Annotated in this window: 20 protein-coding genes; 7 read left to right on the top strand and 13 right to left on the bottom strand. The window is 65.4% G+C overall.

Annotation, left to right across the window (positions count from 1 at the left end):
* Nucleotides 1–79: 79 nt before the first annotated feature.
* The 8 genes from argH to argC all read right to left on the bottom strand — a co-directional run bounded on the left by argH (nucleotide 80) and on the right by argC (nucleotide 8,818).
* The gene (gene argH / locus ACSKT0_RS07300; protein WP_437773152.1) at nucleotides 80–1,537 is read right to left on the bottom strand and encodes an argininosuccinate lyase; all 1,458 of its coding nucleotides are present in this window, start codon (nucleotides 1,535–1,537) and stop codon (nucleotides 80–82) included.
* Nucleotides 1,534–2,739, bottom strand: a complete 1,206-nt coding sequence (locus ACSKT0_RS07295) for an argininosuccinate synthase (RefSeq protein WP_345449852.1) — start codon at nucleotides 2,737–2,739, stop codon at nucleotides 1,534–1,536. Before ACSKT0_RS07295 ends, argH begins: the two co-directional genes overlap by 4 nt.
* A 104-nt stretch (nucleotides 2,740–2,843) precedes the next feature.
* Nucleotides 2,844–3,380: an arginine repressor gene (locus tag ACSKT0_RS07290; protein WP_345449851.1), complete on the bottom strand. Its 537-nt coding sequence runs from the start codon at nucleotides 3,378–3,380 to the stop codon at nucleotides 2,844–2,846.
* Nucleotides 3,380–4,378, bottom strand: coding sequence for an ornithine carbamoyltransferase (argF, locus tag ACSKT0_RS07285; protein ID WP_437773151.1), 999 nt, complete (start codon nucleotides 4,376–4,378; stop codon nucleotides 3,380–3,382). Before argF ends, ACSKT0_RS07290 begins: the two co-directional genes overlap by 1 nt.
* Nucleotides 4,375–5,670, bottom strand: a complete 1,296-nt coding sequence (locus ACSKT0_RS07280) for an acetylornithine transaminase (protein ID WP_437773150.1) — start codon at nucleotides 5,668–5,670, stop codon at nucleotides 4,375–4,377. The genes argF and ACSKT0_RS07280 overlap by 4 nt, the downstream gene beginning before the upstream one ends.
* Nucleotides 5,667–6,611: an acetylglutamate kinase gene (gene argB / locus ACSKT0_RS07275; protein WP_437773149.1), complete on the bottom strand. Its 945-nt coding sequence runs from the start codon at nucleotides 6,609–6,611 to the stop codon at nucleotides 5,667–5,669. The genes ACSKT0_RS07280 and argB overlap by 4 nt, the downstream gene beginning before the upstream one ends.
* A gap of 12 nt (nucleotides 6,612–6,623) precedes the next feature.
* Nucleotides 6,624–7,790 carry a bifunctional glutamate N-acetyltransferase/amino-acid acetyltransferase ArgJ gene (gene argJ, locus ACSKT0_RS07270; RefSeq protein ID WP_437773148.1) on the bottom strand — a complete coding sequence of 389 codons (1,167 nt, stop codon included), beginning with the start codon at nucleotides 7,788–7,790 and terminating at the stop codon, nucleotides 6,624–6,626.
* Nucleotides 7,787–8,818, bottom strand: a complete 1,032-nt coding sequence (gene argC / locus ACSKT0_RS07265; protein WP_437773147.1) for an N-acetyl-gamma-glutamyl-phosphate reductase — start codon at nucleotides 8,816–8,818, stop codon at nucleotides 7,787–7,789. The genes argJ and argC overlap by 4 nt, the downstream gene beginning before the upstream one ends.
* A 186-nt stretch (nucleotides 8,819–9,004) precedes the next feature.
* On the opposite strand from argC, the gene ACSKT0_RS07260 reads away from it, so the two are divergent.
* The 4 genes from ACSKT0_RS07260 (at nucleotide 9,005) to ACSKT0_RS07245 (ending at nucleotide 16,649) form a co-directional block, all read left to right on the top strand.
* Entirely contained in the window at nucleotides 9,005–10,093 is a 1,089-nt protein-coding gene (locus tag ACSKT0_RS07260) for a fatty acid desaturase family protein (RefSeq protein WP_437773146.1), read from the top strand.
* Between the two features lie 135 nt (nucleotides 10,094–10,228).
* Nucleotides 10,229–11,194, top strand: coding sequence for a quinone oxidoreductase family protein (locus ACSKT0_RS07255; protein WP_437773145.1), 966 nt, complete (start codon nucleotides 10,229–10,231; stop codon nucleotides 11,192–11,194).
* Nucleotides 11,195–11,359: 165 nt separating this feature from the next.
* Nucleotides 11,360–15,190: a Pls/PosA family non-ribosomal peptide synthetase gene (locus ACSKT0_RS07250; RefSeq protein ID WP_437773987.1), complete on the top strand. Its 3,831-nt coding sequence runs from the start codon at nucleotides 11,360–11,362 to the stop codon at nucleotides 15,188–15,190.
* Nucleotides 15,191–15,269: 79 nt separating this feature from the next.
* Entirely contained in the window at nucleotides 15,270–16,649 is a 1,380-nt protein-coding gene (locus tag ACSKT0_RS07245; RefSeq protein ID WP_437773144.1) for a M1 family metallopeptidase, read from the top strand.
* A 26-nt stretch (nucleotides 16,650–16,675) separates the two neighbouring features.
* Here the strand turns inward: ACSKT0_RS07245 and ACSKT0_RS07240 are convergent, their stop codons facing one another.
* The 3 genes from ACSKT0_RS07240 to pheS all read right to left on the bottom strand — a co-directional run bounded on the left by ACSKT0_RS07240 (nucleotide 16,676) and on the right by pheS (nucleotide 20,981).
* Nucleotides 16,676–17,239 (bottom strand): 4'-phosphopantetheinyl transferase family protein, encoded by a 564-nt coding sequence (locus ACSKT0_RS07240; protein WP_437773143.1) that lies wholly within the window; start codon nucleotides 17,237–17,239, stop codon nucleotides 16,676–16,678.
* A 128-nt stretch (nucleotides 17,240–17,367) separates the two neighbouring features.
* Nucleotides 17,368–19,917 (bottom strand): phenylalanine--tRNA ligase subunit beta, encoded by a 2,550-nt coding sequence (gene pheT, locus ACSKT0_RS07235; RefSeq protein WP_437773142.1) that lies wholly within the window; start codon nucleotides 19,915–19,917, stop codon nucleotides 17,368–17,370.
* Between the two features lie 2 nt (nucleotides 19,918–19,919).
* Nucleotides 19,920–20,981, bottom strand: coding sequence for a phenylalanine--tRNA ligase subunit alpha (pheS, locus tag ACSKT0_RS07230; RefSeq protein WP_078105647.1), 1,062 nt, complete (start codon nucleotides 20,979–20,981; stop codon nucleotides 19,920–19,922).
* A gap of 186 nt (nucleotides 20,982–21,167) precedes the next feature.
* Here pheS and ACSKT0_RS07225 point away from each other — a divergent pair, with 186 nt between their 5' ends.
* Nucleotides 21,168–21,818 carry an SIMPL domain-containing protein gene (locus ACSKT0_RS07225; protein WP_437773141.1) on the top strand — a complete coding sequence of 217 codons (651 nt, stop codon included), beginning with the start codon at nucleotides 21,168–21,170 and terminating at the stop codon, nucleotides 21,816–21,818.
* Here ACSKT0_RS07225 and pcp read toward each other — a convergent pair.
* Complete coding sequence (pcp, locus tag ACSKT0_RS07220) at nucleotides 21,815–22,462, bottom strand: pyroglutamyl-peptidase I (protein WP_437773140.1); 648 nt, start codon at nucleotides 22,460–22,462, stop codon at nucleotides 21,815–21,817. The genes ACSKT0_RS07225 and pcp overlap by 4 nt on opposite strands.
* A gap of 143 nt (nucleotides 22,463–22,605) precedes the next feature.
* Between pcp and ACSKT0_RS07215 the strand changes: the two genes are divergently transcribed.
* A complete protein-coding gene (locus tag ACSKT0_RS07215; RefSeq protein ID WP_437773139.1) occupies nucleotides 22,606–23,682 on the top strand; it encodes an Rv2578c family radical SAM protein in 1,077 nt (358 codons plus the stop codon).
* On the opposite strand, the gene ACSKT0_RS07210 is transcribed toward ACSKT0_RS07215, so the two are convergent.
* A complete protein-coding gene (locus ACSKT0_RS07210; protein ID WP_437773138.1) occupies nucleotides 23,679–24,119 on the bottom strand; it encodes a (deoxy)nucleoside triphosphate pyrophosphohydrolase in 441 nt (146 codons plus the stop codon). The genes ACSKT0_RS07215 and ACSKT0_RS07210 overlap by 4 nt on opposite strands.
* 146 nt (nucleotides 24,120–24,265) lie before the next feature.
* Here ACSKT0_RS07210 and ACSKT0_RS07205 point away from each other — a divergent pair, with 146 nt between their 5' ends.
* Complete coding sequence (locus tag ACSKT0_RS07205; protein ID WP_437773137.1) at nucleotides 24,266–25,474, top strand: MFS transporter; 1,209 nt, start codon at nucleotides 24,266–24,268, stop codon at nucleotides 25,472–25,474.
* Nucleotides 25,475–25,477 lie beyond the last annotated feature (3 nt).

The following is a 25,477-nucleotide window of genomic DNA, read 5'->3' as shown; positions in this document are numbered from 1 at the left end:
CTGACAACGGCGGGCATTTCGTGGCAGCTTTTGCGTAAGACACTGCCGCGAAATGCCCACCGGTGTGGACCTGCTTTGGTTACTGCGCGTACTTCCGAACCACTGCGAGTTCAGCTTCGAGGGCAAGCAGTTGGCGCTCGACGGCGGCCGGGGCCGTTCCGCCCTGGGAGTTCCGGCTGTTGAGCGACCCTTCGGTGCTGAGCACGGTGCGGACCTCGGGGGTAAGGTGCTCCGAAATGCCCGCGTACTCTTCGTCCGTCAGGTCCCACAGCTCAACGCTGCGCCCTTCAGCCAGCTTCACCGCCGCTCCGGAGAGCTCGTGTGCCTCCCGGAACGGCACTCCCTGGCGGACAAGCCATTCGGCGATGTCCGTGGCAAGTGCGAAGCCCTGCGGTGCCAGGGAAGCCATGCGCTCGGTGTTGAAGGTGAGCGTGGCGATCATGCCGGAGACAGCCGGGAGCAGCACTTCCAAGGTGTCCGCGGCGTCGAAAACCGGTTCCTTGTCTTCCTGCAGGTCGCGGTTGTACGCGAGCGGCAGGCCTTTGAGCGTTGCCAACAGGCCGGCCAGGTTGCCGATGAGGCGCCCTGCCTTGCCGCGGGCGAGCTCGGCGACGTCCGGATTCTTCTTCTGCGGCATGATCGAAGACCCCGTGGAGTACGAATCATGGAGCGTCACAAAGGAGAACTCCTTGGTGGCCCACAGAATGACTTCCTCGGAGACCCGCGAAAGGTCGATGCCGATCATCGAGCAGATCCATGCGAACTCGGCGAAGACATCGCGCGAAGCCGTGCCGTCGATCGAGTTGTGCACTGCCGAGAAGAACCCGAGATCCGCTGCGACTGCCTCGGGATCCAGGCCGAGGGAGGAACCGGCCAAAGCGCCGGAACCGTACGGCGAGACGCCGGCGCGCTTGTCCCAGTCCTGGAACCGCTGCACGTCGCGCAACAGTGCCCAGGCGTGGGCCAGAAGGTGGTGGCTCAGCAGGACAGGCTGGGCATGCTGCAAGTGCGTCCGGCCGGGCATGGCAACGCCATGGTGGGCCTTGGCCTGCTCAACGAGGGCATCGATCGTGGCGAGCACACCGCGGGCGATGATGCGTGCGTGGTCGCGCAGGAACATGCGGCCCAACGTGGCCACCTGGTCATTGCGCGAACGCCCTGCCCGGAGCTTGCCTCCCAGGTGGGTTCCCGCACGCTCAATGAGCCCGCGTTCGAGGGAACCGTGGACGTCCTCATCGCTCTCGGCGGGCTGGTACGCACCGCTCGCGACGTCGTCATCCAGCGAGGTGAGCGCCTCGAGCATGCCTTGGAGTTCGCCGTCGTCCAGCAGCCCCGCTTTGTGCAGCACGCGGGCATGCGCCTTGGAGCCGGCGATGTCGTAGCGGGCCAGCCGCCAGTCAAAGTGCGTGGACTTGCTCAGTGCGGCAAGCGCATCCGCGGGACCGCCGGCGAACCGGCCGCCCCACAGCGCACCTTCATTCGTCCCCGAACGCTCCCCAACCTCGCTCCCCGGCGTCCGAGGGCCCACGGACGTCATTTGCCTGACACTCGCAGGTCACGGCCTGCGGCGACCTTGGAGGACATTCCCCATAGCTCGATGAAGCCCTTGGCCTGCGACTGGTCGAAGGTGTCGCCGGTGTCGTACGTGGCGAGGTCGAAGTCGTAGAGCGAGGTGTCGGAGCGGCGGCCGTTCACGATGGCCTGGCCGCCGTGAAGGACCATGCGGATGTCGCCGGAGACGTACTTCTGGGTGTCCTCGATGAAAGCGTCCAGGGAGCGCTTGAGCGGGGAGAACCACTGGCCGTCGTAGACCAGCTCGGACCAACGCTGGCCGACCGTGGCCTTGAAGCGGGCCTGCTCGCGCTCGATGGTGACGTCCTCGAGGTGCTTGTGGGCGGTAATGAGGGCCATGGCGCCCGGAGCCTCGTAGATTTCGCGCGACTTGATGCCGACCAGGCGGTCCTCGACAACGTCGATGCGGCCAACGCCCTGGGCACCGGCGCGGCGGTTCAGTTCCTGGATGACCTGGAGTGGAGTGTGCTTGATGCCGTCGATGGCCACCGGGACGCCGGCTTCGAAGGTAATGGTGACTTCGTCCGGTGCCGGCGGGAATTCCGGTGTGGCCGTGTAGTCGTAGATGTCCTTGGTGGGAGCGTTCCAGATGTCCTCGAGGTAGCCGGTCTCGACGGCGCGTCCCCAGACGTTCTGGTCGATCGAGTACGGGTTCTTCTTCGTGGTCTCGATCGGCAGTCCCTTTTCCTCGGCGAAGGCGATGGCCTTGTCGCGGGTCAGGGCGAGGTCGCGGACAGGTGCGATGCATTTCAAGTCCGGGCCCAGGGTCTGGATGCCGACCTCGAAGCGGACCTGGTCGTTGCCCTTGCCCGTGCAACCGTGCGCAACGGTGGTGGCACCGAATTCGCGGGCGGCCTTGACGAGGTGCTTGACGATCACGGGACGTGAAATCGCCGAAACCAGCGGGTAGTGGCCCTGGTAGAGGGCGTTGGCCTTCAGCGTGGGCATGGCGTATTCGTTGGCGAATTCGTCGCGGGCGTCGGCGACGTAGGCCTCGACGGCGCCGCAGCCGAGGGCGCGCTGGCGGATGGTCTCCAGCGACTCGCCGCCCTGTCCGACGTCGACGGCCACGGCGATGACCTCGGCCCCGGTGGCTTCACCGATCCAGCCGATGGCTACGGAAGTATCAAGGCCACCGGAGTAGGCCAGAACAATGCGCTCAGTCACGAGAGTGCTCCTTTGTTGTTGCTTGGTTCTTTTGAGTCAAATGCTTGGGTCGGGCCGAAGGCCCGGGTGGAACAGTGCCGGAATGTTTCAGTTGCCGGCCTGGGCTAGTTACCCGGTCCGGCTTCCTGGGCCAGCTGGAGGAATCGGGCTGCCAGCTCGGCGCCGCCGTCGGGATCCCGGGCAACCAAAAGCAAAGTGTCGTCGCCTGCGATCGTACCCAATACAGACGGCATCACCGAGTGGTCGATGGCCAAGGCGAGGAAGTTGGCGGCCCCCGGCGGCGTCCGCAACACCGCGATATTGCCCGAAGCCTCCGCGGTGACCAGTAGCTCGCCGCAGAGGCGGGACAGGCGCGCGTCCAGGATTTCCTGGGTGACACCGCTCTTTGCATTGCGGTCTCCACCCTCGCCGGGCACCGCATAGACCAGTGCACCGTCCTTGCCGCGCACGCGGACCGCCCCCAGTTCCACCAGGTCCCGGGAGAGGGTCGCTTGGGTGACCTGCACGCCGTCGTCCGCCAGCAAGGCTGCGAGCTCTGCCTGCGAGCGCACCGATTGACCCGTCAGGATCGCGGTGATCCGCGCCTGTCGGGCGGTCTTGGTGGCCGGGCTGGCACCTTGCGATGCTGGATGGGTGGACACTAGAACGTGCTCTCTCCGGTGCCCTCAACGGGGGAAAGCCCGTCGACGAAGGCCAGTCCCGAGCGGTGCATCAGCCAGGCCATGAGCGCCTTCTGCGCGTGCAAGCGGTTCTCCGCTTCGTCCCAGACGATGGACTGGGGTCCGTCGATGACACCGGCTGAGATCTCGTAACCGCGGTAGGCGGGAAGGCAGTGGAGCACGACGGCGTCCGGTGCGGCGTGTGCCATGGCAGCCTCGTCCACGGAGTACTCGCGGAAGAGCTGCATGCGGGCTTCTTTTTCGGCTTCCTGGCCCATGGACACCCAGGTGTCCGTGGCGACAACGTCGGCGTCGTCGAGGGCTTCCTTGGCGTCAGTGGTGATGAGCACGGAACCGCCGGTCTCGGCGGCGCGCTCCTCCGCTGCCGCGACGATGTCGGCGGCCGGCAGGTAGCCTTCCGGACCCGAGATCCTGACGTGCATGCCCGCCGTGACTCCTGCGAGCAGATAGGAGTTGGCCATGTTGTTGGCGGCATCGCCCAGGTAGGCCATGGTGAGGCCCTTGAGTTCGCCCTTGCGCTCCTTGACCGCCAGGAGGTCTGCCAGCAACTGGCAGGGGTGGTAGTCGTCGCACAGGGCATTGATGACGGGAACCTTGGAGTTTTCGGCCATGGCTACGAGGCCGGAGTGCGCCGAGGTCCGCCACACGATGGTGGAGACCATGCGTTCGAGGACCTTGGCGGTGTCCTCCACGGATTCCTTGTGGCCGATCTGCGCCTCGCCCGGATTGATGATGAGCGCGTTGCCGCCCATGTCGGCGATGCCGGTGGCGAAGGACACACGGGTACGGGTGGAGGTTTTGTCGAATATCACGGCGACCGTCTTCCGCCCGCTGCCGGCAGCTGCGAACGGTTGGACGCTGTACGGTGCGGCCTTCATCCGAACGGCGAGTTCGAGCACTTCGGCTTGCTCGGCCGGGGTGAGGTCCGTGTCCTTGAGGAAGTGACGGGTGGTGTTCACTGTGCGTCCTTAGCGGTCAGGGGTGCAGCGGTCAGGGCTGCCGCGGCTTTGATGATGCCCGGCAGCGCGTCGAGGAAACGGTCCGCTTGCTCGGTGGTCAGGATGAGCGGCGGAGCCAGCCGGATGGTGCGCGGGCCGGGGCTGTTGATGATGAAGCCTGCATCGAGCGCGGCCGTCACCATGGCGGGCGCGATATCGGCGTCAAGATCGAAGCCGATCAGGAGACCTTCGCCGCGCACTTCAGTGACGGCGTCGACGTCGGACAGTCCAGCCCGAAGGTGAGCGCCGACGCTGAGCACATTTTCCAGCACGCCTTGGTTTTCGATGGCATGCAAGGTAGCGAGCGCGGCGGCCGTGGCCACCGGGTTCCCGCCGAAAGTGGTTCCGTGCTGGCCCGCGGTCAGGAGCGACGACGTCCGCTCGCCGAAGGTGATGAGCGCGCCGACCGGGAAGCCGCCGCCCAGGCCCTTCGCGAGGGTCACGGCGTCGGGGACGATGCCTGCGTCTTCGCTGGCCAACCATTTGCCGGTCCGGCCGATGCCGGTCTGCACCTCGTCCAGGACCAGCAGCGCGCCGGCAGCGGTGGTGGCTTCGCGGGCCGCCTGCAAGTATTCGACACTGAGCGGGCGGACGCCGGCTTCGCCTTGGATGGGCTCGAGGAACACTGCGGCCGTGTTTTCATCGACGGCGGCACGGAGCGCCTCGATGTCGCCGAACGGGATGTGGACCACACCGCCGGGCAACGGCTCGAACGGTGCCCGGTACGCTTCCTTGGCAGTCAAGGCAAGCGCGCCCATCGTGCGGCCGTGGAAGGCACCTTCGAGCGCGATGATCTTGGTGCGCGTGTCAGAACTGTTGCGCCGCGCCAGCTTGAACGCGGCCTCATTGGCTTCGGTGCCCGAGTTGGCGAAGAACACCTTGGAGCCGGGAGGAGCGTTGGTGAGGGCCAGCAGCTTCTCGGCGAGCGCGATCTGCGTGGGGCTCGTGAAGAAATTGGAGACATGGCCCAGCGTGGCCAGCTGGCTGGCGATGACCGAGGTGACGAACGGGTGGGCATGGCCAAGGGCATTGACAGCGATACCGCCCAGGAGGTCCAGGTATTCCTTGCCGTCGGCGTCCCACACCAGGGCCCCTGCCCCGCGGACAAGGACCCGCTGCGGCGTGCCGAAGACGCCCATGAGCGAAGAAGAGTAACGCGCCAGCCAGTCACTTCCCGTGCTCTGGGAAACGAGCGTGGTTGCGGCGGCCTCCGCGGCGATGGCGGTCGAGCGAGAACCAACAGTTTCGTTCATGAGTTCACTTCCTCATCAGGGACAACCTGGGTTCCGATGCCCGCGGTCGTAAAGGTTTCCAGGAGCATGGAGTGCGGCAGGCGGCCATCCACAATGTGCGCCCGTTCCACTCCTTCATCGATGGCCTTCAGGCAGGCAGCCATTTTCGGGATCATTCCGGACTCCAGGCGCGGCAACATCTCCCGCAACTCCGTGGCCGTCAGCGAGGAGATGAGCGAGGACTTGTCCGGCCAGTTTGCGTAGAGGCCCTCGACATCGGTCAGGATAACGAGCTTGGATGCGCCCAGTGCCGAGGCGACGGCCGCTGCTGCGGTGTCCGCGTTGACGTTGAGGACCTGCCCCGTGGTGGAGCCCGTGCCATCCCCTTCGTCGAGGATCTCGGGGGCGACCGTGGAAATCACCGGGATGCGGCCGGCGTCGAGGATGTCCTCTATACCCGTGGGATCAACACCCACCACTTCGCCCACCAGGCCCAGGTCCACTGCTTCCCCGTCCACCACGGTGCCGGTACGCACTGCACGCAGGAGCCCGCCGTCCTCACCGGACATGCCCACGGCATAGGGCCCGTGGGAGTTGATGAGGCCGACGAGCTCGCGGCCCACTTGTCCGGTGAGTACCATACGGACCACATCCATGGCCTCGGGAGTGGTGACGCGGAGGCCGCCCTTGAATTCGGATTCGATGCCCAGCCGGCCGAGCATCGAGTTGATCTGCGGACCACCCCCGTGCACGACGACGGGGTGGATGCCCACGTGGTGCAGGAAGACGATGTCCTCGGCGAAGGCACGTCGAAGTTCTTCGTTGACCATGGCATTGCCGCCGTATTTGATCACCATGGTGGTGCCGGCGAAGCGCTGGATCCACGGCAGCGCCTCGATCAGGGTCGCGGCCTTGTCCTGGGCATCGCTCATGGAGGTATTTTCGCGGGTGTGCGCAGTCATGGTCATCCCCGTCTAGCTCGAGTAGGCGCTGTTCTCATGCACGTACTCGTGCGTGAGGTCATTGGTCCAGATGGTGGCCTCGGCGTCGCCGGCCTGCAAGTCGATTTCCACGAGCACCTCGCGGGGCTCGAGATCAACCAGGTTGCGGTCGTCGCCGATGCTGCCGTTGCGGCAGATCTGGATGCCGTTCATGGAGACGTTGAGCTGGTCCGCTTCGAAGACGGCGTCCGTGGTGCCCACCGAGGACAGGACGCGGCCCCAGTTCGGGTCCTTGCCGAAGATGGCGGTCTTGAAGAGGTTGGATCGGGCCACGGAACGGCTGACGATTTCGGCGTCGCGCTCGCTCGCCGCGTTGAACGTGCGGATGGCGATGTCGTGGCTCGCGCCTTCGGCGTCGCCGATCAGCTTGCGGGCAAGCTCGGCGCACACCTGGGTGACTCCGGCGCCGAGCTGCTCGGCGGACGGGATGGCTTCGGAGGCCCCTGATGCCAGCAGGACAACAGTGTCGTTGGTGGACATGCAGCCGTCCGAGTCCGTGCGGTCGAAGGTGACCCGCGTGGCGTCGCGGAGAACGACGTCGAGCTCTTCCGCCGGGACCTGGGCATCAGTGGTGAGCACTACGAGCATGGTTGCGAGGCCGGGCGCCAGCATGCCGGCACCCTTCGCGATGCCTCCGACCGTGAAGGTGTTGCCTTCGGCATCGGTGCCGGTGAAGACTGCTTCCTTCGCCACGCTGTCCGTGGTCATGATCGCCGTGGCGGCGGCGGAACCACCGTTCTCGGCCAGCTCCGCGAACGCGGCGTCGATGCCCGGGATGATCTTGTCCATGGGCAGTTGCTCACCGATGAGGCCGGTGGAGCAGACGACGACGTCGGAAGCGGAGATCCCGAGGACGGCGGCCACTTTCTCGGCGGTTGCGTGCGTATTTTGGAATCCTTGGGGACCGGTGCAGGCGTTGGCGCCGCCGGAATTCAGCACCACTGCGTCAACGCGCCCGTCGGAGAGAACCTGGCGGGACCAGTGCACGGGAGCCGCGGCGACGCGGTTGGAGGTGAAAACGGCTGCTGCGGCTTTCAGGGGGCCGTCGTTGACGACCAGGGCGAGGTCGGGATTGCCCGATGCCTTGATGCCGGCTTTGACGCCGGCGGCCCGGAATCCCTGGGGGGCGGTGATGGTCACGGGGCAACTCCTTGGACGTTGAGGCCGGCGGATTCGTCCAGGCCGAGGGCAATATTCATGGACTGCACAGCGCCGCCGGCGGTCCCCTTGGTCAGGTTATCGATGGCGCACGTGACAACCACGCGGCCGGAGTGCTCGTCGAAGGCCAGTTGCATGACGGCGTGGTTGGAACCCTGCACCGATTTGGTCATGGGCCACTGGCCTTCGGGCAACAGGTGGACGAACGGTTCGTCGTCGTACGCTTCAGCCCAGGCACTGCGGAGTTCGGCTGCAGTGACGCCGGCGTTGACCTTGGCAGTTGCAGTACTGAGGATGCCGCGGCTCATGGGCGCGAGCGTGGGCGTGAAGGACACGGTAACCGGTTCACCGGCGGCGTTGGAAAGTCCCTGTTCGATCTCGGGGGTGTGGCGGTGGCCGCCGCCCACGCCATAGGGACTCATGGACCCCATGACTTCGGAACCGATGAGGTTCACCTTGGCCGCTTTGCCGGCTCCCGAGGTGCCTGAGGCGGAAACAATCACGACGTCGTCCGGCTGGAGAAGCTTGTTGGCGAAGCCAGGTGTGAGGGCGAGGAGGGCCGACGTCGGGTAGCAGCCGGGCACGGCAATCCGCTTCGCGCCCTTTAGTGCGTCGCGCTGGCCGGGGAGTTCCGGCAACCCGTAAGGCCAGGTCCCGGCATGCGCCGAGCCGTAGAACTTTTCCCATGCCTCGGGGTCTTCGAGCCGGTGGTCCGCGCCGGCGTCGATCACCAGCGTGCCTTCCGGCAACTGGGCCGCGATCGCGGCCGAGGCTCCATGCGGGAGCGCCAGGAACACCACATCGTGGCCAGCGAGGTTTTCCACGCTGGTGTCTTCGAGAATCCGACTGGCCAAACCATGGAGATGCGGCTGCAACTCCCCTAGTCTTGAACCGGCATTGCTGTGCGCAGTGATGGCACCGATGGTGACGTCCGGATGGCCTACCAGGAGGCGCAGCACCTCTCCCCCGGCATAGCCGCTGGCACCGGAGACGGCAACAGAAATAGTCATGGCACGACTATACAGCAAAACTATTCATGGTTGCCGATATTTATGCATGATTGTTTTCGGATCTGCCGGGAGCGGCTCGTCTCGGCGCGCGGTTTTGGGAGCGTATGCTGAATAGAGGGTGATCTAGACCGTGCAGCCGATCGTCGGTTGCAGCGTTGCCCGTTATGTATTACGGGGCAACTGCATATGTCACAGACCTCCACCACGGAACGTCCTACCAAGGGCGTCCGGCCACCCAACGCCGTCGTGCTCAGCTATTCCGAGCTCCTCAAGACGGTCCGTGCGGAAGGGCTTTTGAAGCGCCGCGTCGGCTTTTATATCAGCGTTTTTGCCGCCCTGGTCCTCCTGCTGACCGGTACCTGGTTCGGCTTCGCGCTGATCGGTCCCAGCTGGTACCAGCTCCTCATCGCCGCGGCCCTGGGAATCCTTTGCACCCAGTTGAGCTTCCTGGCCCATGAGGCCGGCCACCGCCAGATTTTTGCCTCCCGCAGGGCCAATGACTGGTCCGCCCGCATCCTTGCCACTTCGGTTGCCGGAATCAGTTACTCCTGGTGGGAACAGAAGCACGGCGCACACCACAACAATCCGAACGTGATTTCCAAGGACCCGGACATCAAGACCGGAGCCCTGGCCTTCCACGTTGAGGCCGCCGCAGGCAGGCAGGGACGCTTCGCATTCCTCACGCGCAGGCAAGGCTGGTTCTTCTTCCCGCTCCTCCTGCTTCTCGGCATCAGCCTGCAGTGGGAGTCGTTAATGTACATCTGCCGGCCCGGAGCCATCAAGCACCGCTGGGTGGAGACCCCCATCCTTCTGGCACGGCTTCTCGCACTGCCGGTCCTCGCCTTCACCTTCCTGCCGATTGGCATGGCATTTGCCTTCCTGGGCGTCCAGATCATGGTGTTCGGCTTCTACATGGGTGCTTCCTTCGCCCCGAACCACAAGGGCATGCCGGTTCTGCCGACCGACTCGCGCGTCGATTTCCTGCGTCGCCAGATTCTGACTGCCAGGAACATCTCCGGCGGACCCTTCATGAACATCCTTCTTGGCGGCCTCAACCACCAGGCGGAACACCACTTGTTCCCCGACATGGCCCGCCCACACTTGCGCCGCGCCTCGGAGATCGTTCGAAGCTACTGCGAAACGCACTCCATCGCCTACACCGAAACCACGTTGATGCAGTCCTACGCCATCGTCGTGCGGTACCTCAATGAGGTAGGACTCGCAGCGGGCCGCGGCTTTGACTGCCCTGTTGCATCCGCGCACGGCAGGAGCTGACACGCCCGGATTACCACCGGACACGTTACGGCGAACCGCGGCCCCAAGCCGTTGACTGGACACTCGACGGACTCCGCTCCCTAGGATGGTTGTGTGAATGCGGGCACGAAAGTGCCTCGACGGAGAAGGAGACCCATGACGCACGCGATCATTGCCCGGCAAGCCGGAGGACCCGAAGTCCTTGAAGTCACCGAGGCAGAGGTTCCGGTCCCGGGCCCGCGCCAGCTCCTCGTCAAAGTTGCAGCCGCCGGCGTGAACTTCATCGACACGTATCAGCGCAGTGGTATCTACAAGGTCGAGTACCCGTTCACTCCCGGCTCCGAGTCGGCCGGCACCGTGGTGGCCATCGGCGCGGACGTGGTGGATTTCACCATCGGGGACAGGGTCGCTACCGCTGAAGGATCCCGCAGCTACGCGGAGTACGCCCTGGTAGACGCCGACAAAGCGCTTCCGGTACCGGACGGCGTCGACGACCACACAGCGGCAGCCCTGCCGCTGCAAGGAATGACCGCGCACTACCTGATCAACTCATCTTTCCGCGTGGAACCGGGCCAGACGGTCCTGACCCATGCCGGCGCAGGCGGCGTGGGACTCATCCTGACGCAGTTGCTCAAGGCCCGGGGCGCCCGCGTCATCACCACGGTCTCCTCGGACGAGAAGGAAGCCCTTGCCCGGGAAGCCGGCGCGGACGAGGTCCTGCGCTACGCCGGATTTGCGGACAAGGTCCGCGAGCTCACCGACGGCGTAGGAGTCAATGTGGTGTACGACGGCGTCGGCAAGGATACCTTTGACGGTTCCCTCGCGAGCCTGCGGATCCGCGGCTCGCTCGTCCTGTTCGGGGCGGCGTCCGGACCCGTGCCTCCCTTTGACCCGCAGCGACTGAACGCGGGCGGATCGTTGTCCCTGACACGCCCCACGCTAGGCCACTTCCTGCAGAACCCGCAGGAGCGGCGCTGGCGTTCGGCCGAAGTCTTCGGCGCTGCAGCCAGCGGCGCACTCAAGGTCCGGATTGGCGGAACATACCCGCTGGCCGAAGCCGCCCAGGCACATCGCGATCTGGAAGCCCGCAAGACCACAGGCAAGGTACTGTTGGTCCCATAATCGAAGCAACGGCAACGCGACCGCTGACACTTTTTGTTCACCTCAATCCGAGAAGCTTCGAACGTGACCCAGGAACATGAACTCCCGGCCGACCGCCTGGAACTGCAAGTAGAGCATCTGCCTCAGCTGCAAGGCTCGGCAGCCGCACCGCCGGCACGCACGCTCATGGAGATCCTCCAGGACACGGCCCGGACATTCCCGGAGGCCTCGGCCCTCGATGACGGGCACAAGTCGCTGAGTTATTCCGAGCTCTTGGCGCAGGTGCGCGGTTTTGCTGCCTCGCTCAACGCAGCCGGACTGGGCCCAGGAGACAAAATCGGCGTGCGGGTCCCCTCTGGATCCAACGATCTCTACATCGCCATCCTGGCGATCCTCTCGATTGCGGCCGCCTATGTACCCGTAGACGCTGACGATCCCGAGGAACGGGCACGGCTCGTTTTCGGAGAAGCCGAAGTGTCCGCCGTCGTCACCAAGGGCCGCAGGATCGACGTGTCCGCGGAGCGGCCGACACCGCACCCGGCTCCGCGTTCCCCAGGGCTGGATGACGATTCCTGGGTCATCTTCACCTCAGGTTCCACCGGCACGCCAAAGGGTGTTGCGGTGCAGCACCGTTCCTCCGCCGCTTTTGTTGACGCCGAAGCCCGGATTTTCCTCCAGCAAGATCCCATAGGTCCGCAGGACCGGGTCCTCGCCGGCCTTTCAGTGGCCTTCGACGCTTCCTGTGAGGAGATGTGGCTGGCGTGGCGGAACGGTGCCTGCCTCGTCCCTGCCCCGCGCGCCCTGGTGCGTTCCGGCATGGACCTTGGCCCATGGCTCATCAACCACGGCATCACAGTGGTGTCTACCGTTCCCACGCTCGCGGCCCTGTGGCCCGCGGAAGCCCTCGAGAACGTGCGCCTGCTCATTTTCGGCGGCGAGGCCTGCCCTCCCGAACTCGCTGAGCGCCTCGCGGTGGACGGCCGCGAGGTATGGAACACTTATGGCCCCACCGAAGCGACTGTCGTGGCCTGCGCGGCTCCCCTAGGCGGGGATGGACCCGTCCGGATCGGACTGCCGCTGGACGGCTGGGACCTCGCCGTCGTCGATGCCGCCGGGGTTCCAGTCGCGGAAGGCGAGACGGGCGAACTGATCATCGGCGGCGTCGGACTGGCCCGCTACCTCGATCCGGCCAAAGACGCAGAAAAGTACGCACCCATGCCGTCCCTGGGGTGGGAACGCGCGTACCGCTCCGGCGACCTCGTCCGCTACGAGGAAGCCGGCCTCATCTTCCAAGGCCGCGCGGACGAACAGGTCAAGCTGGGTGGCCGGCGCATCGAACTCGGCGAAATCGACGCCGCCCTGCAGGCCTTACCGGGGGTCGCTGGTGCCGCGGCTGCAGTCCGCACGACGGCGGCAGGGAACCAGATACTGGTCGGTTACCTGGCTCCGGCCGGACCCGAGGACATCGATCTCTCAGCTTCCCGCGAGCTGCTTTCGGAAAGCCTGCCCGCCGCGCTGATTCCCCTGCTGACGGTCGTGGATTCGCTTCCGACGAAGACCAGCGGCAAAGTGGACCGGCATTCCCTCCCGTGGCCGTTGGCGGGCGCGGGCGCCGCGGATGCGGACAAGGCGCCACTCAACCTGCCCGAGGACGCCCAGTGGGTGGTTGAGCAATGGGAAAGCGTCCTCGGCTCCGGCGTCACCTCGCTCGACGCCGACTTCTTCGCCTATGGTGGCGGCTCCCTCGCCGCTGCCCAGCTCGTCTCGGCGCTGCGCGTGCGGTACCCCACCATTACGGTGGCCGAAATCTACGCGACACCCCGGGTCGGCGCCCTGATCGACGCCGCTCGGCAGTCTTTGCCCGAAGGCGGCATCCAGGGACCGGCGGCCGAACGCACGGTTCGCCCCACCTCCCGGAAATCGCAGATCTTCCAGACCCTGATGGGGATCTTCCTCAACATCCTGGTGGGCATGCGTTGGCTCACGTACCTCATGGCCGCGAACCATTTGCTGGCCGACTTCGCCGGTTTCACAGCCGCTCCCGTGGTGTCCTGGTGGTGGATCCTGGCATCTTGGCTGGTGTTCGTCAGCCCGCCGGGACGCATGGGCATCTCGATCCTCGCCGCCCGAACCCTCTTGCGTGGAGTTAGTCCCGGAACCTACCCGCGCTCAGGCAAAGTCCACTTGAAGCTGTGGCTGGCCGAACAAATCCAGGACCTTTCGGGCGCCATCAGCCTCGCCAGCGCCCCGTGGGTTCCGTACTACGCCCGGGCGCTGGGTGCGAAGATCGGGAACAACGTCCATTTGCACTCCTTGCCTCCCGTCACAGGACTCCTGTCATTGGGCAGCGGCTGCAACATCGAACCCGAAGTGGATCTCTCCGCCTGGTGGATCGACGGTGACTACGTCCACATCGGTGCCATCCATGTGGGAGCAGGCGCCACTGTGGGCTCCCGCAGCACGCTCATGCCGGGAACCAGCATCGGCGCAGGTGCACGCGTGGAGCCCGGTTCCGCAGTGTTGGGCAAGGTCAAGGCCGGGCATCTTGTTGCCGGCTCCCCCGCCGAACGCCGCGGCAAAGCCAAGAATGGCTGGCCCGAGACCCCCTCGTCACACCACCTGATCGGCAGGCTCTGGTTTGCGGCATTCGCTGCGGCCTCGGCGCTGCTCGCCTTGATCCCCTACATTTCGGCATTCGTCGCCGCGATCGTCATCCTGGCCTTCATCCAAGGAAGGAATTCCCTGCAGGATGCGTTCCCCGAACTCCTGCTTGCCATTCCCTTGGCGGCACTGGCTTGGTTCTTCTGCAATCTCCTGTTGATCCTGGTGACCACCCGGATGCTCGGCGTCGGTCTCAAGGAGGGGTACTATCGGGTCCGCAGCCGGGTCGGCTGGCAGGTTTGGGCCACTGAACGTGTGCTGGACATGGCGCGGGACCTGCTCTTCCCCATCTACGCCAGCCTCTTCACACCAGTGTGGCTGCGCCTGCTGGGCGCCAAGGTAGGCCGTAACGTGGAGGCTTCCACGGTGCTGCTGCTGCCACGCATGACGACCATCGGCGAAGGCGCGTTCCTCGCGGACGACACCATGGTGGCCTCCTACGAGCTTGGCGGCGGCTGGATGAAGATCGGGCCGGCCAAGATCGGCAAACGCTCGTTCCTCGGCAATTCCGGTATGACCGCCGCAGGCCGCAGCGTGCCCAAGAACTCACTGGTCGCGGTGCTGTCCGCTACGCCGGCCAAGGCCAAATCGGGCACCTCCTGGCTGGGCAGCCCTCCCGTCAGGCTGCGCCGGACCGTCGTCGACGCCGATCAGAGCCTCACCTTCAACCCGCCGCTGGCCCTCAAAACCAAACGGGCCCTCTGGGAACTATGCCGGCTGGTGCCGGTCATCCTGACAGTGGGGATCGCCGTCGGCATCATGCTGGTCCTCGACTGGATCGCCACCGAGAGCTCCTACTGGCTCGCTGCCGTCCTTGGTGGCGTCGTGGTCCTCGCCGCGGGTGCCGTGGCCGCGGCCAGTTCGGTCGCCGCGAAGTGGATATTGGTGGGACGCATCAAAGAGGGCGAGCATCCGCTGTGGAGCTCGTTCATCTGGCGCAACGAAGTGGTGGACACCTTCATCGAGATGGTCAGCGCTCCCTGGTTTGCGCGTTCGGCATCCGGCACGCCGGCGTTGGTGTGGTGGCTCCGGGCGCTCGGAGCGAAAATCGGCCGGGGTACCTGGTGCGAGAGCTACTGGCTGCCGGAAGCCGACCTCGTCACTCTCGGCGAAAGCTCCACGGTGAACCGTGGCTGCGTGGTCCAGACCCATCTCTTCCACGACCGCATCATGAGCATAGACACGGTGGTCCTCGGAGACGGCGCCACGATGGGCCCGCACGGCGTCATCCTGCCGCGCGCGAGTATCGGGGCGGGCGGAACGGTGGGACCGGCGTCGCTGGTCATGCGCGGCGAGACTGTTCCCGCGGGCACTTACTGGATGGGCAACCCCGTCAGCCCGTGGTCCGGACCGTAGCGTAAATTGGCAAGAGGGCGTGAAATACCAGCCCATGACAACAGCAGCACAACAAGCTACACGGAGGCAGCCAGCACACATGAGCCCTAGCGAACCAGGAATAACCACAACTGCCGCCGATCCCTACACCCTGCACCACGGAAGCACGGCATTCCAGGTGCTGAGGTATGAATTGGACCTGGACTACAGCCTGGGCAGCAACCGGCTCAACGGCCGCGCCGTGCTTCGCTGCGTAGCCTTCGAAGACGCGGACTCGGTGATGCTCGATCTGGTGGGCCTGAAGGCTTCCAAAATCCTCGTCGACGGCAAGAAAGTGCCGAAGTTCAGTACCCGCGGCGAGCACCTCGTGATCACCACCAAGGACCGCTTGAGGGCAGGCCAGCACTTCACGGTTGAACTCCGCTACGACGGCAACCCGAAGCCGCGCCGGGGCCTGTGGGGCGAGGTCGGTTGGGAAGAGCTCGACGACGGCGTGCTGGTTGCCGGACAGCCGAACGGCGCCGCTTCCTGGTTCCCGTGCAACGACCATCCGCGGCACAAGTCCAGCTACTTGATCAGTATCACCACCGACGACAACTACCGTGCGATCTGCAACGGCCGCCTGGTCTCCCACAGCAGGAAATCAAGCCGCGAAACCTGGGTCTACGAACAAGGCGAGCCGATGGCAAGCTATCTCGCCACTGTGCAAATCGGACGCTACCGGCTCCACCAGCTCAGCCCCGCCCCCAGTGGGGTCCGCACGGGGACGGCCCATCATGCAGAAGCCCTGCGGCAGGCTCCGGTGCCCCAGTTCGTTGCGGTCTCCCCCGGTTTGTTGACCGAGGCCCGCGAAGGCCTGGCTCGGCAGGCCGACATGATGCGCACGTTTGTGGAGTGTTTCGGCCCATATCCCTTTGCCGAATACACGGCCGTGGTGACCGAGGACGAGCTGGAAATCCCCCTTGAGGCCCAGACCCTCTCGATCTTTGGCCGGAACCACATGGAGCAATCGTGGGATGCGCAGCGCCTCATCGCCCACGAGCTGTCCCACCAGTGGTTCGGCAATTCGCTCACTGTGAGCAGTTGGCGGGACATCTGGCTGCATGAGGGCTTCGCCTGCTACGCCGAGTGGATCTGGTCCGAGGAGGCAGGCGTCATGTCCCTCGCCAACCGTGCAAGGGCCGCGTGGCGCAAGCTCGACGCCGGCGCCCAGGACCTGGTGATCGGCGACCCCGGACCCGAGCACATGTTCGATGACCGCGTCTACAAGCGCGGGGCCCTCGCCCTCCACGCCGTCCGCCTTGCATGCGGTGACGCGGCGTTCTTCGGAATGTTGCGGCACTGGACCGGGGCCAAGCGCCACAGCTCGGTGTCCACGGCGGAATTCATCGCCGCGGCCAACGCTTACGTCCCGGGGCTCGACGCGGCCGCTGTCCTGGAGCCGTGGCTGTACCAAGCAAAGCTGCCCGCTTTCGGCTGATCCCGAAATTCAGCTAATCCAAGGATTCAGCGGGACGTTACCGCGAGGGCAGCAACCAGTCCGGCAGGAAGATCATGGCCGTCGGCGCTGGCCGGAAGCTCCAGATCCCACAGCCCCGGCCTATCAAGCACCTCAAGGGAATCCGGGGCCACCCTGAGCCCTTCCCCCGTCATCTTCAACCAGGCTTCCTTGCGCGCCCACAAGCGTGCGCGCGATTGCGCCCGGCGCCCGGGTTCCAGCGCCTTGAGATGGCGCCGCTCCCGTGCGGTCAGGGCAACGTCGTCAAAGCCGGCGAACTCCGTACCGGTCGCATTCTCCAGATCGACGCCCACCCGGAGCCCCGGTTCCGGATGCACGACGGCGGCAAACAACACCCAGCCCGACGACCGTGAGGCGCTGAGCGCCAGGGGTGCGGGGCCGCCGTCGAGCACGTATCCGGGGCGACCATGGGCGATGCCGGGACCAGCACCGCATTCCGGGCACTCATACGCGGCCTGGAGCTTCGAGGCGGGAACACCCAGGAGGGTGGCGGCAAAGTCCTGCTGCGCCAGCCTGGACGCGAGGAACTCCAGGCGCAGGGCCGGGGCCATGGCGTCTCCCCTCAGGGTTTCGGCCGGAGACAACAATTCCGCAGCAATCTTTTCGATGGCGGCGGAATCGGCAGGATCCAGGGACTGGATGTGAACAGCCAGCCCCTGGATCCCCGGGTTGATCCTCGTCAGCGCTGGACTGCTCCGAATCGCTCTGCGGCGACGGCGACTGCGGCCTCGCGGGCCTCCGATGCCTCGTCTGCGGTCAAGGTGCGGTCCGTGGCACGGAACCGCAGCCCGAAGGCAAGCGACTTCTTGCCGTCTTCGATGCCCTGGCCCGCGTAGACATCGAACAAGGCGACGTCTTCGAGGAGCTCGCCGGCGCCTTCCCGGAGGGCGGCCAGGACGGCGTCCGCCGGAACGTCTTGCGGCACCACGAGGGCAACGTCCTGGGTGGCCACCGGGAAACCGGAGATGTGCTTGGCAACAATGACGTCCGGAGCGGCGTCGAATAGTGCATCCGCGTTGAGCTCGAGCGCCACGGAGCGTGCCGGCATGTCATGTGCGGCGAGCAGCTTGGGGTGCAATTCGCCGGCGTAGCCCACGACGTCGCCGGAGCGGAGCGCCAACTGGGCGGCACGGCCCGGGTGGAACGCCTGGTGGCTGCCTTGGCTGACCACGAGCTCCACTCCGAGGACGTCGCCGACGAGCCGGGCAACATCCAGGGCGTCGGCCCAGTCCCAGGCACGCGGAGTGTGGGCCGCGGCTGCCGGGGAATCATGGCCTGTCAAAACAGCGGCGATGTGCAGCGGCTGGTCCGGGACGCCGTCGTACAGTCCGTCAAGGACCTCGTCGGAAGGCTTGACGCCCAGCGGCGGGATGGACGCCGTGCCCAGCTGGCCGTCCGGAAGGAACACCGAGCCTGCCTCGAAGAGCGCGAGGTCCCGGAACCCGCGGGAGTGGTTGCGGCGGGCGACCTCGATCAGGCCGGGAAGCACGGAGGTACGCAGGTAACCGTGTTCCTCGCTGATCGGGTTGGCCAGTTTGAGGGCGGTGCGTGCCGCACCTTCCTCCGCAACTCCGAAGGTGTCATTGGCCGACTTGGAGACGAACGGATAGGAGAGGACCTCGGTGAGCCCTGCGTCGGCCAGCGCCTGGACCACGCGGCGTTTCTGTTGCTGGGTCCGGGTCAGGCCGCGTCCTGGAGGGGCGACGGGAAGGGTGGCCGGGATGTTGTCGTAGCCAACCAGCCTTGCGATTTCCTCGGAGAGGTCTTCCTTGGTTTCCAGGTCATTGCGCCAGCTCGGTGCCGTGACCACATAGGAGCCGCCCACCTCGTCCCTCAGGACGATGGCGCCGAGGTCCTTAAGGGAACCCGTGATCTGCTCTTCCGTGAAGTCGATACCGATCCTGGAGGCCGCGTAACCGGCCGGCAGCTCGATGGTCACGGCGTCCGGTGCTGTCCCGACGTCGGTGCCGGCTTCGTCGGCCGTTCCATCGGCCAGTTCAACCAGGAGGTCAACGACGCGTTGGGCAGCAACGTTGGCAACCTGCCAATCCACTCCGCGTTCGAAGCGCTTGGACGCCTCGGACGGTAGCTTGTGCCTGCGGCGCGAGCGGCCGATCGAGACCTCATCGAAGTGCGCAGCCTCGACCAGGATGTTGGTGGTCGAATCGGAAACCTCGGTGTTGGCTCCGCCCATGACGCCGGCGATGCCGATCGCGCCGGAGTCGTCGGAGATCAGGAGGTCTTCGACGTCGAGCGCACGCACTTTGTCGTCGAGGGTGGTGATCTTCTCCCCCGCGACTGCGCGGCGGACCACGATGTCGCCGGAAAGCTTGTCGAGGTCGTAGCAGTGGTTCGGCTGGCCGAGTTCGAGCATCACGTAGTTGGAAATGTCCACAGGCAGCGAAATGGAGCGGATGCCTGCCAGGCGCAGCCGAGAGACCATCCACGGCGGGGTGGGGCGGGTGGCGTCCACGCCGCGGACCGTGCGGGCCACGAAGCGGTCACAACCGGGCTTGCCGTAGATGGGAGCGTCGTCATTGAGCTTGACGCCGTAGCCACCGGAGAGTGCCACAGGGGCATTGACCTTCGCTGCCGGGTCCGTGAAGACGGTTCCGGTGGCGTGGGCATATTCGCGGGCCACGCCACGGATCGAGAACGCGTAGCCGCGGTCCGGAGTGACGTTGATTTCGGCGGCTTCGTCGTAGAGGCCAAGGAGGGACATGGCGTCGGTGCCGATTTCGGGATCCAGGCCAATGCGGGAAAGCACCAGGATGCCGTCGTGGTCCTCACCGATGCCGAGTTCGCGTACGGAGGCGATCATGCCTGCGGACAGGTGCCCATAGGTCTTGCGCGCGGAAATGTGGAAGTCACCCGGGAGCACGGCGCCCGGGAGGGTGACCACAACCTTGTCTCCCTCGACGAAGTTGTGGGCACCGCAAATGATGCCCTGCACACCGGAGGGGTCGATGCCCTTGCCGGTCAGGGCCTGCTCCTGGCCTTCGGGGACCACGCGGACCTGGCACCAGTTGATGGTCTTGCCGTTGCTCTGCGGTTCCTTGACGAGGCTCAGGACCTGGCCCACCACGATGGGACCCTTGAGTTCGTCCGTGGGGCGGTGGACCGCTTCTTCTTCAAAGCCGACCTTGACGAGTTCCGCCATGACGTCTTCGGCCGTTGCGTCGGCCGGAACCTGCGCGAATTCACGCAGCCATGAAAGTGGGATACGCACTGTTAGATCTCCATCCCGAAGTGCTCGCTGAAACGTACATCGCCTTCGATCATGTCGCGCATGTCGCCGACCTCATTGCGGAACATGAGCGTGCGCTCGATGCCCATGCCGAAGGCAAATCCTGAATACTCGTCCGGGTCGATGCCGGCAGCGCGCAGGACGTTGGGATTGACCATGCCGCAGCCGCCCCATTCGATCCAGCGAGGGCCGCCCTTGGCACCGGGGTGCCAAATGTCCAGCTCCGCGGACGGCTCGGTGAACGGGAAGTAGTTGGGACGCAGGCGGATCTGTGCCTCGTCACCGAACATCTGCCGGGCGAAGTGCTCCAGAGTTCCGCGCAGGTCAGCCATGCTCAGCTTCTTGTCGATGGCAAGGCCCTCGAACTGGTGGAACACGGGCGTGTGCGTGGCATCGAGTTCATCGGTGCGGAATACCTTGCCCGGGCACAGCACATAGATGGGCACTTCGCGCTCCAGCATGGAACGGACCTGCACCGGGGAAGTGTGCGTGCGCATGAGCAAGTGAGCCTCGGGAGGTTCCACGAAGAAGGTGTCCTGCATTTCGCGGGCGGGGTGGTCGGGCTTGAAGTTGAGGGCGTCGAAGTTGAACCACTCGGACTCGACCTCGGGCCCTTCGGCGATCTCCCAGCCCATACCCACGAAGATGTCCGCCACACGGTCCTGCAGCGTGGAGAGCGGGTGGCGGGCGCCGGCACGGCGTCGCCGCGGCGCTGCCGTGACGTCGACGGTTTCCTCCACAAGGATGCGGGCGTCGTTTTCGGCTTCGAGCACGGCAGTCCGTGCCGCGAGCGCCTGGTTGACGCGGCCACGGGAGGAACCCATGAGCTTGCCTGCGGCGGCCTTCTGCTCCTTGGGCAGGCCACCGATTTCACGGTTGGCAAGGCTCAAAGGCGACTTCTCGCCGGTGTGCGCCAAGCGGACGGCTTTGAGTTCTTCGAGGGAGGATGCGGCAGCAATCGCGGCGACGGCTTCCTCAACGGCAGCGGTGATGGCGGCTTCATCCAGAGGGTTCGGGATGGCGGCGCCCGGCAAAGTGTCAGTCATCTACTGTTCTTAGCTACGAGTCGGAAATGGTCTTCACCAGGCAGGGCCATGGCAAAAGCAGGAGCGATGCTCGCTGGACGCGTCCGGCGGGCACTAACACCCAGTCTAGTAGAAGGGCTCGGCGGGGCTTTAACCGGTGACACCGTCCGGACGGCGTTCGCCAGCGCCCGGGGCTAGCATGGCCTCATGACACCGGTCCGCACCATCACTGTCACCGGAGAGGGAACCGCTGAAGCCGTTCCCGACCTGCTCACGCTCACGCTCGCTGTCGAGGTCAGGCGCGACGCCGCCGAAGCGGCCTATGACGACGCCGGAGAGATCGCCTCGGCCGTGACGGAGGCTTTGCGCGGGCATGGTGTGGCCGGTCTTGACCTGCGGACCAGCGGCCTCAATCTGCGTGCCGAACTCGTCTGGGCCGAAAACCAGGGGCAAAAGGTCAGCGGCTATGTTGCATCAACCACGCTGGTTGCCCGGGTCGGGCAGCCGTCAGCGGCCCCCGCGGCCATATCCGCCGCGGTGGCTGCAGGCGGTGACAGCCTCCGCATCAACGGGATCGAACAAGGATTCACGGATGCCTCGGCCGTTGCGGCGCGGGCTCAAGAGGCCGCATGGCGGGATGCCGAAGCGAAGGCGGCCCGGTTTGCCGCACTTGCCGGCGGCCGGCTGGGGCAGGTGCTATCCATCGACCAGCGGCCGGGGCATGGATCGCCGGTGCCGGTGATGGCCGGTATGCAGCGCGCCTCAACGAGCGAAGGCGTGCCCATCGAAGCAGGCTCAGTGGCCGTTTCCACGAGCGTTGTGGTGCAGTGGGAGCTGGATTCACCCGCGCCAGCTTAGTGAACGGCGCCCGCGGACAGTTTCGCGTCCACCGGATTCCCAAGCGCGGTGCGAACGACGACGGCGATCCCCCGGCCCATGTCCTGCGTCGCCATGCCGGGCGCGGCACTGCCCTGTGGCAGCTGCGCTGTGTCATAGGGGACGTGGATGAAACCGCCCCGGGAGGGGGGCGCAACAGCCCCGGCGAGCTCATGCATCAGGGCATAGAACACGTGGTTGCATACGTACGTCCCGGCGGTCTGCGAGACTTCGGCGCGGATTCCAGCGATCTGAAGTGCTCGCAGCGCGGACTTCAACGGCAGCGTGCTGAAGTACGCCGCGGGCCCTTCCGGCACCACCGGCTCGTCGATGGGCCTGTTCCCGGCGTTGTCCGGGATTCTGGCGTCGTCGCAGTTGATGGCCACACGCTCCAAGGAGAGCCGGTCCCGGCCTCCGGCGAGCCCGACGCAGATGACCAGCTCCGGGCGTACCCGCGCCATGGCCTCGCCCAGGACCGCAGCGGATTCCCCGAATACGCACGGCAGCTCGAGCGTTTCCACGTCATGCCCTTCGGCGCGCAAAATTTCCTGCGCTTCGAGGACCGCAGCCCATGAGGGGTTGCTGGAATCGCCGCCAAAAGGCTCGAATCCCGTCAGCAGAATCATGAACCCACCCTAGCAAGGGGCTGGCCTGGCTTCAGGGCTCCCCGCCCGATCTTTCTTGGGCCTCCTTTCGTCAAGCCTTCTTTCACAGGGCCTTCTTTCACCGGGCCTTGACAAGCGTTCGAACATATATTCGAATGGAGTCCATGAGATGGGACGCACAAGCACTTTCGCCACAACGTGGTCCGGCACCCGGAGACAACAGCAACAGCCTTCTGTCCGGCGCCGCCCCAGCAACGGACGCACTGCTGCCGCTGGCCGGGCTTGTGCGTTCCGTCTCAACTCCCGAATTCTCCGGAGTCACCTTCCATGAGGTCACCGCCAAATCGGTGCTCAACAAGGTGGCGTCCGGTTCCCAGATGCCTTTTGAATGGACGGTCAACCCCTACCGCGGATGCAGCCACGCCTGTGTCTACTGCTTTGCGCGCAAGAGCCACACCTATCTGGAGTTCGATGCCGGACACGATTTTGATTCCCAGGTGATAGTGAAGATCAACGCGGCGGAGGTCCTGCGCAGGGAATTGTCCAAACCGTCGTGGGGCCACCATCATGTGGCCCTCGGCACCAATACGGATCCCTACCAGCGGGCAGAGGGCCGCTACCAGCTGATGCCGGGGATCATCCGGGCTCTGGCCGATTCCGGTACTCCGTTCTCCATCCTCACCAAGGGAACCCTCCTGGGCCGCGACATCCCCCTCCTCAAGCACGCCTCCAGCCAAGTGCCCGTGGACCTGGGCATCTCGCTGGCCATGACTGACGAAGCCCTGGCCTCGGCGGTGGAACCGGGCACGCCCGCACCCCGCGCCAGGCTCAAGCTCATCCGCCGGCTGCGCGAGGCCGGGCTGCCGTGCGGCGTCATGGCCATGCCCATCCTGCCGTGGCTGACGGACAGCGATGACGCTCTGGAGTCGCTGTTTACGGCCCTGTCCGACGCCGGTGCCACCGGAGTGACGGCCGGGGCGTTGTACCTGAAGCCGGGCACGCGGGAATGGTTCATGCAATGGCTGGCAGTGCATCACCCCGGCCTCGTCGGCAAGTACCGGCATCTCTACGGTCACGGCTCGTACGCTTCGAAGGAGTACAGGACCTGGCTAAGCGGCCGTATCAACTACTTCAAGGCCCATCACGATTTCTCCGGGAGCAGCGGTTTCAGCCACAGGAACGCCACGGCGGGCAAAGAAACCTCGGCGTCCCCACCGGCCGGTCAGTCCACTCTTTTCTAGCCAAGCAGCCCGGAGGCCACGCGCCCCAGCAGTGCCCGGACAATCGGCAGGTCAGCAGGAATCCACGGCAAGGTGAACGCCTCGCCTCCATTGCCAAGCGGAACCCACCGGAGTTCGTCGTGGTCCTGGAGCGGACGCGGTTCGCCGTCAAGCAGTTCGGCGCACCATACCCTCATGACGGCCCGCTCGTTCAAGGGCCACCCAGCGGCTGCGTCCGGTTCCACTTCGGCCCCGAGCCGCACAGTGATCCCGAGTTCCTCGAGCAGTTCGCGGTGCAGCGCGTCTTCGAAGGACTCCCCTGCCTCCAGCTTGCCGCCCGGGAACTCCCACATTCCGGCGAATTGCGGCGGGGCGCTGCGCCTCGCAACGAGCAGCCTTTTCGGATTTTCAAGGGAATCGACGACGGCGGCGCCCGCCACGCTTATCAGTCCAGTCACCGCAACAGTCTATTGGCCGTCAGAGCATCACCCTTGCCTATGGAAGTTGTCACATTCAGGGACATTCGCCGGAGACTCGCACTAAGCTTGAAAGTCGGCTTTATTCCCTTCGAGTGACATCCCGCTCGCCCCCAAGAAACAGGACGATGACCACTACCGCTGTCAGCAAGACCTCCCAAAAGACCGGAAGCCGTCACGTGTCGCTGGCGATCTTCGCCCTTGCCATGGGCGGATTCGCCATCGGAACCACGGAGTTCACCATGATGGGCTTGCTCAAGGAGATCGAGCAGGGACTCAACATCAGCACTCCCGAGGCCGGGAACCTGATTTCCGCCTACGCTTTGGGTGTCGTAGTGGGTGCGCCGATCTTCGCGGCGCTGGGCGCCCGGCTCCCCCGCAAGCAACTTGCCTTGGGACTCATGCTGTTCCTCTCCATCGCGAACCTGACGTCCTTCATTGCACCGGACTACGGAACCATGTTGTTCACGAGGTTTGCCTCGGGACTGCCGCATGGCGCCTTCTTCGGGATCGCCGCGGTCATTGCAGCGAGCCTGGTTGCCCCCACCAAGCGCGGTTGGGCGATTTCGATGGTCATGGGCGGGCTGACCATCGCGAACGTCATCGGTGTTCCTGCGGCTACTTGGCTCGGCCAGACGTTCGGGTGGCGTCTGCTCTTCGTCGTTGTGGGCGTCATCGGCCTGGCCACCAGCGTGTTGTTGTGGAAGTTTGTCCCCTTTGAGCCTGCCCACCCCGAGGCGAGCATCCGGCGGGAACTTGGTGCCCTCAAGCGCATCCAGGTGTGGTTGGCGTTGCTGATCGGAATCATCGGATTTGGCGGCTTCTTCGCCACTTACACGTATATCTCGCACACCATGACTTCGGTGGCAGGGATTCCGCAGGCGCTGATACCCGTGGTAGTTGCCCTCTACGGACTCGGCATGGTGGCAGGCAATATCCTTGGCGGCCGTATCGCCGACAAGTCGGTCATGGGAACCATCTACCGTGTCCTTCCCCTCATTGCCTTGGCGCTGGTGGCCTACGCCGTCGCGGCCCACTGGGCGTGGTCCGCATTCATCATGGTCTTCATCGTCGGCGGTATTGGCTCCATGCTTATCCCGCCGCTGCAGACGCGCCTCCTCGACGCTTCGCCGGACGCTCCGTCCTTGGCCTCTTCACTCAACCACTCGGCCCTCAACATCGCTAACGCCCTTGGCGCGTTCCTCGGCGGCGTGGTCATCGCTTGGGGCTGGGGATACGTTGCCCCTGCCCTCGTCGGGGCCGTCCTGGCAATCCTGGGGCTCGGCGTCGCGGGCATCAGCGGCTGGCTGGAACGCAAGCGGCCACTGGCGGCCTAGTGC

Origin of the sequence: Arthrobacter sp. KNU40 (assembly GCF_051515115.1) — a bacterium.
GTDB lineage: Bacteria > Actinomycetota > Actinomycetes > Actinomycetales > Micrococcaceae > Arthrobacter.
This window is presented reverse-complemented; position numbering and strand designations above follow the sequence as displayed.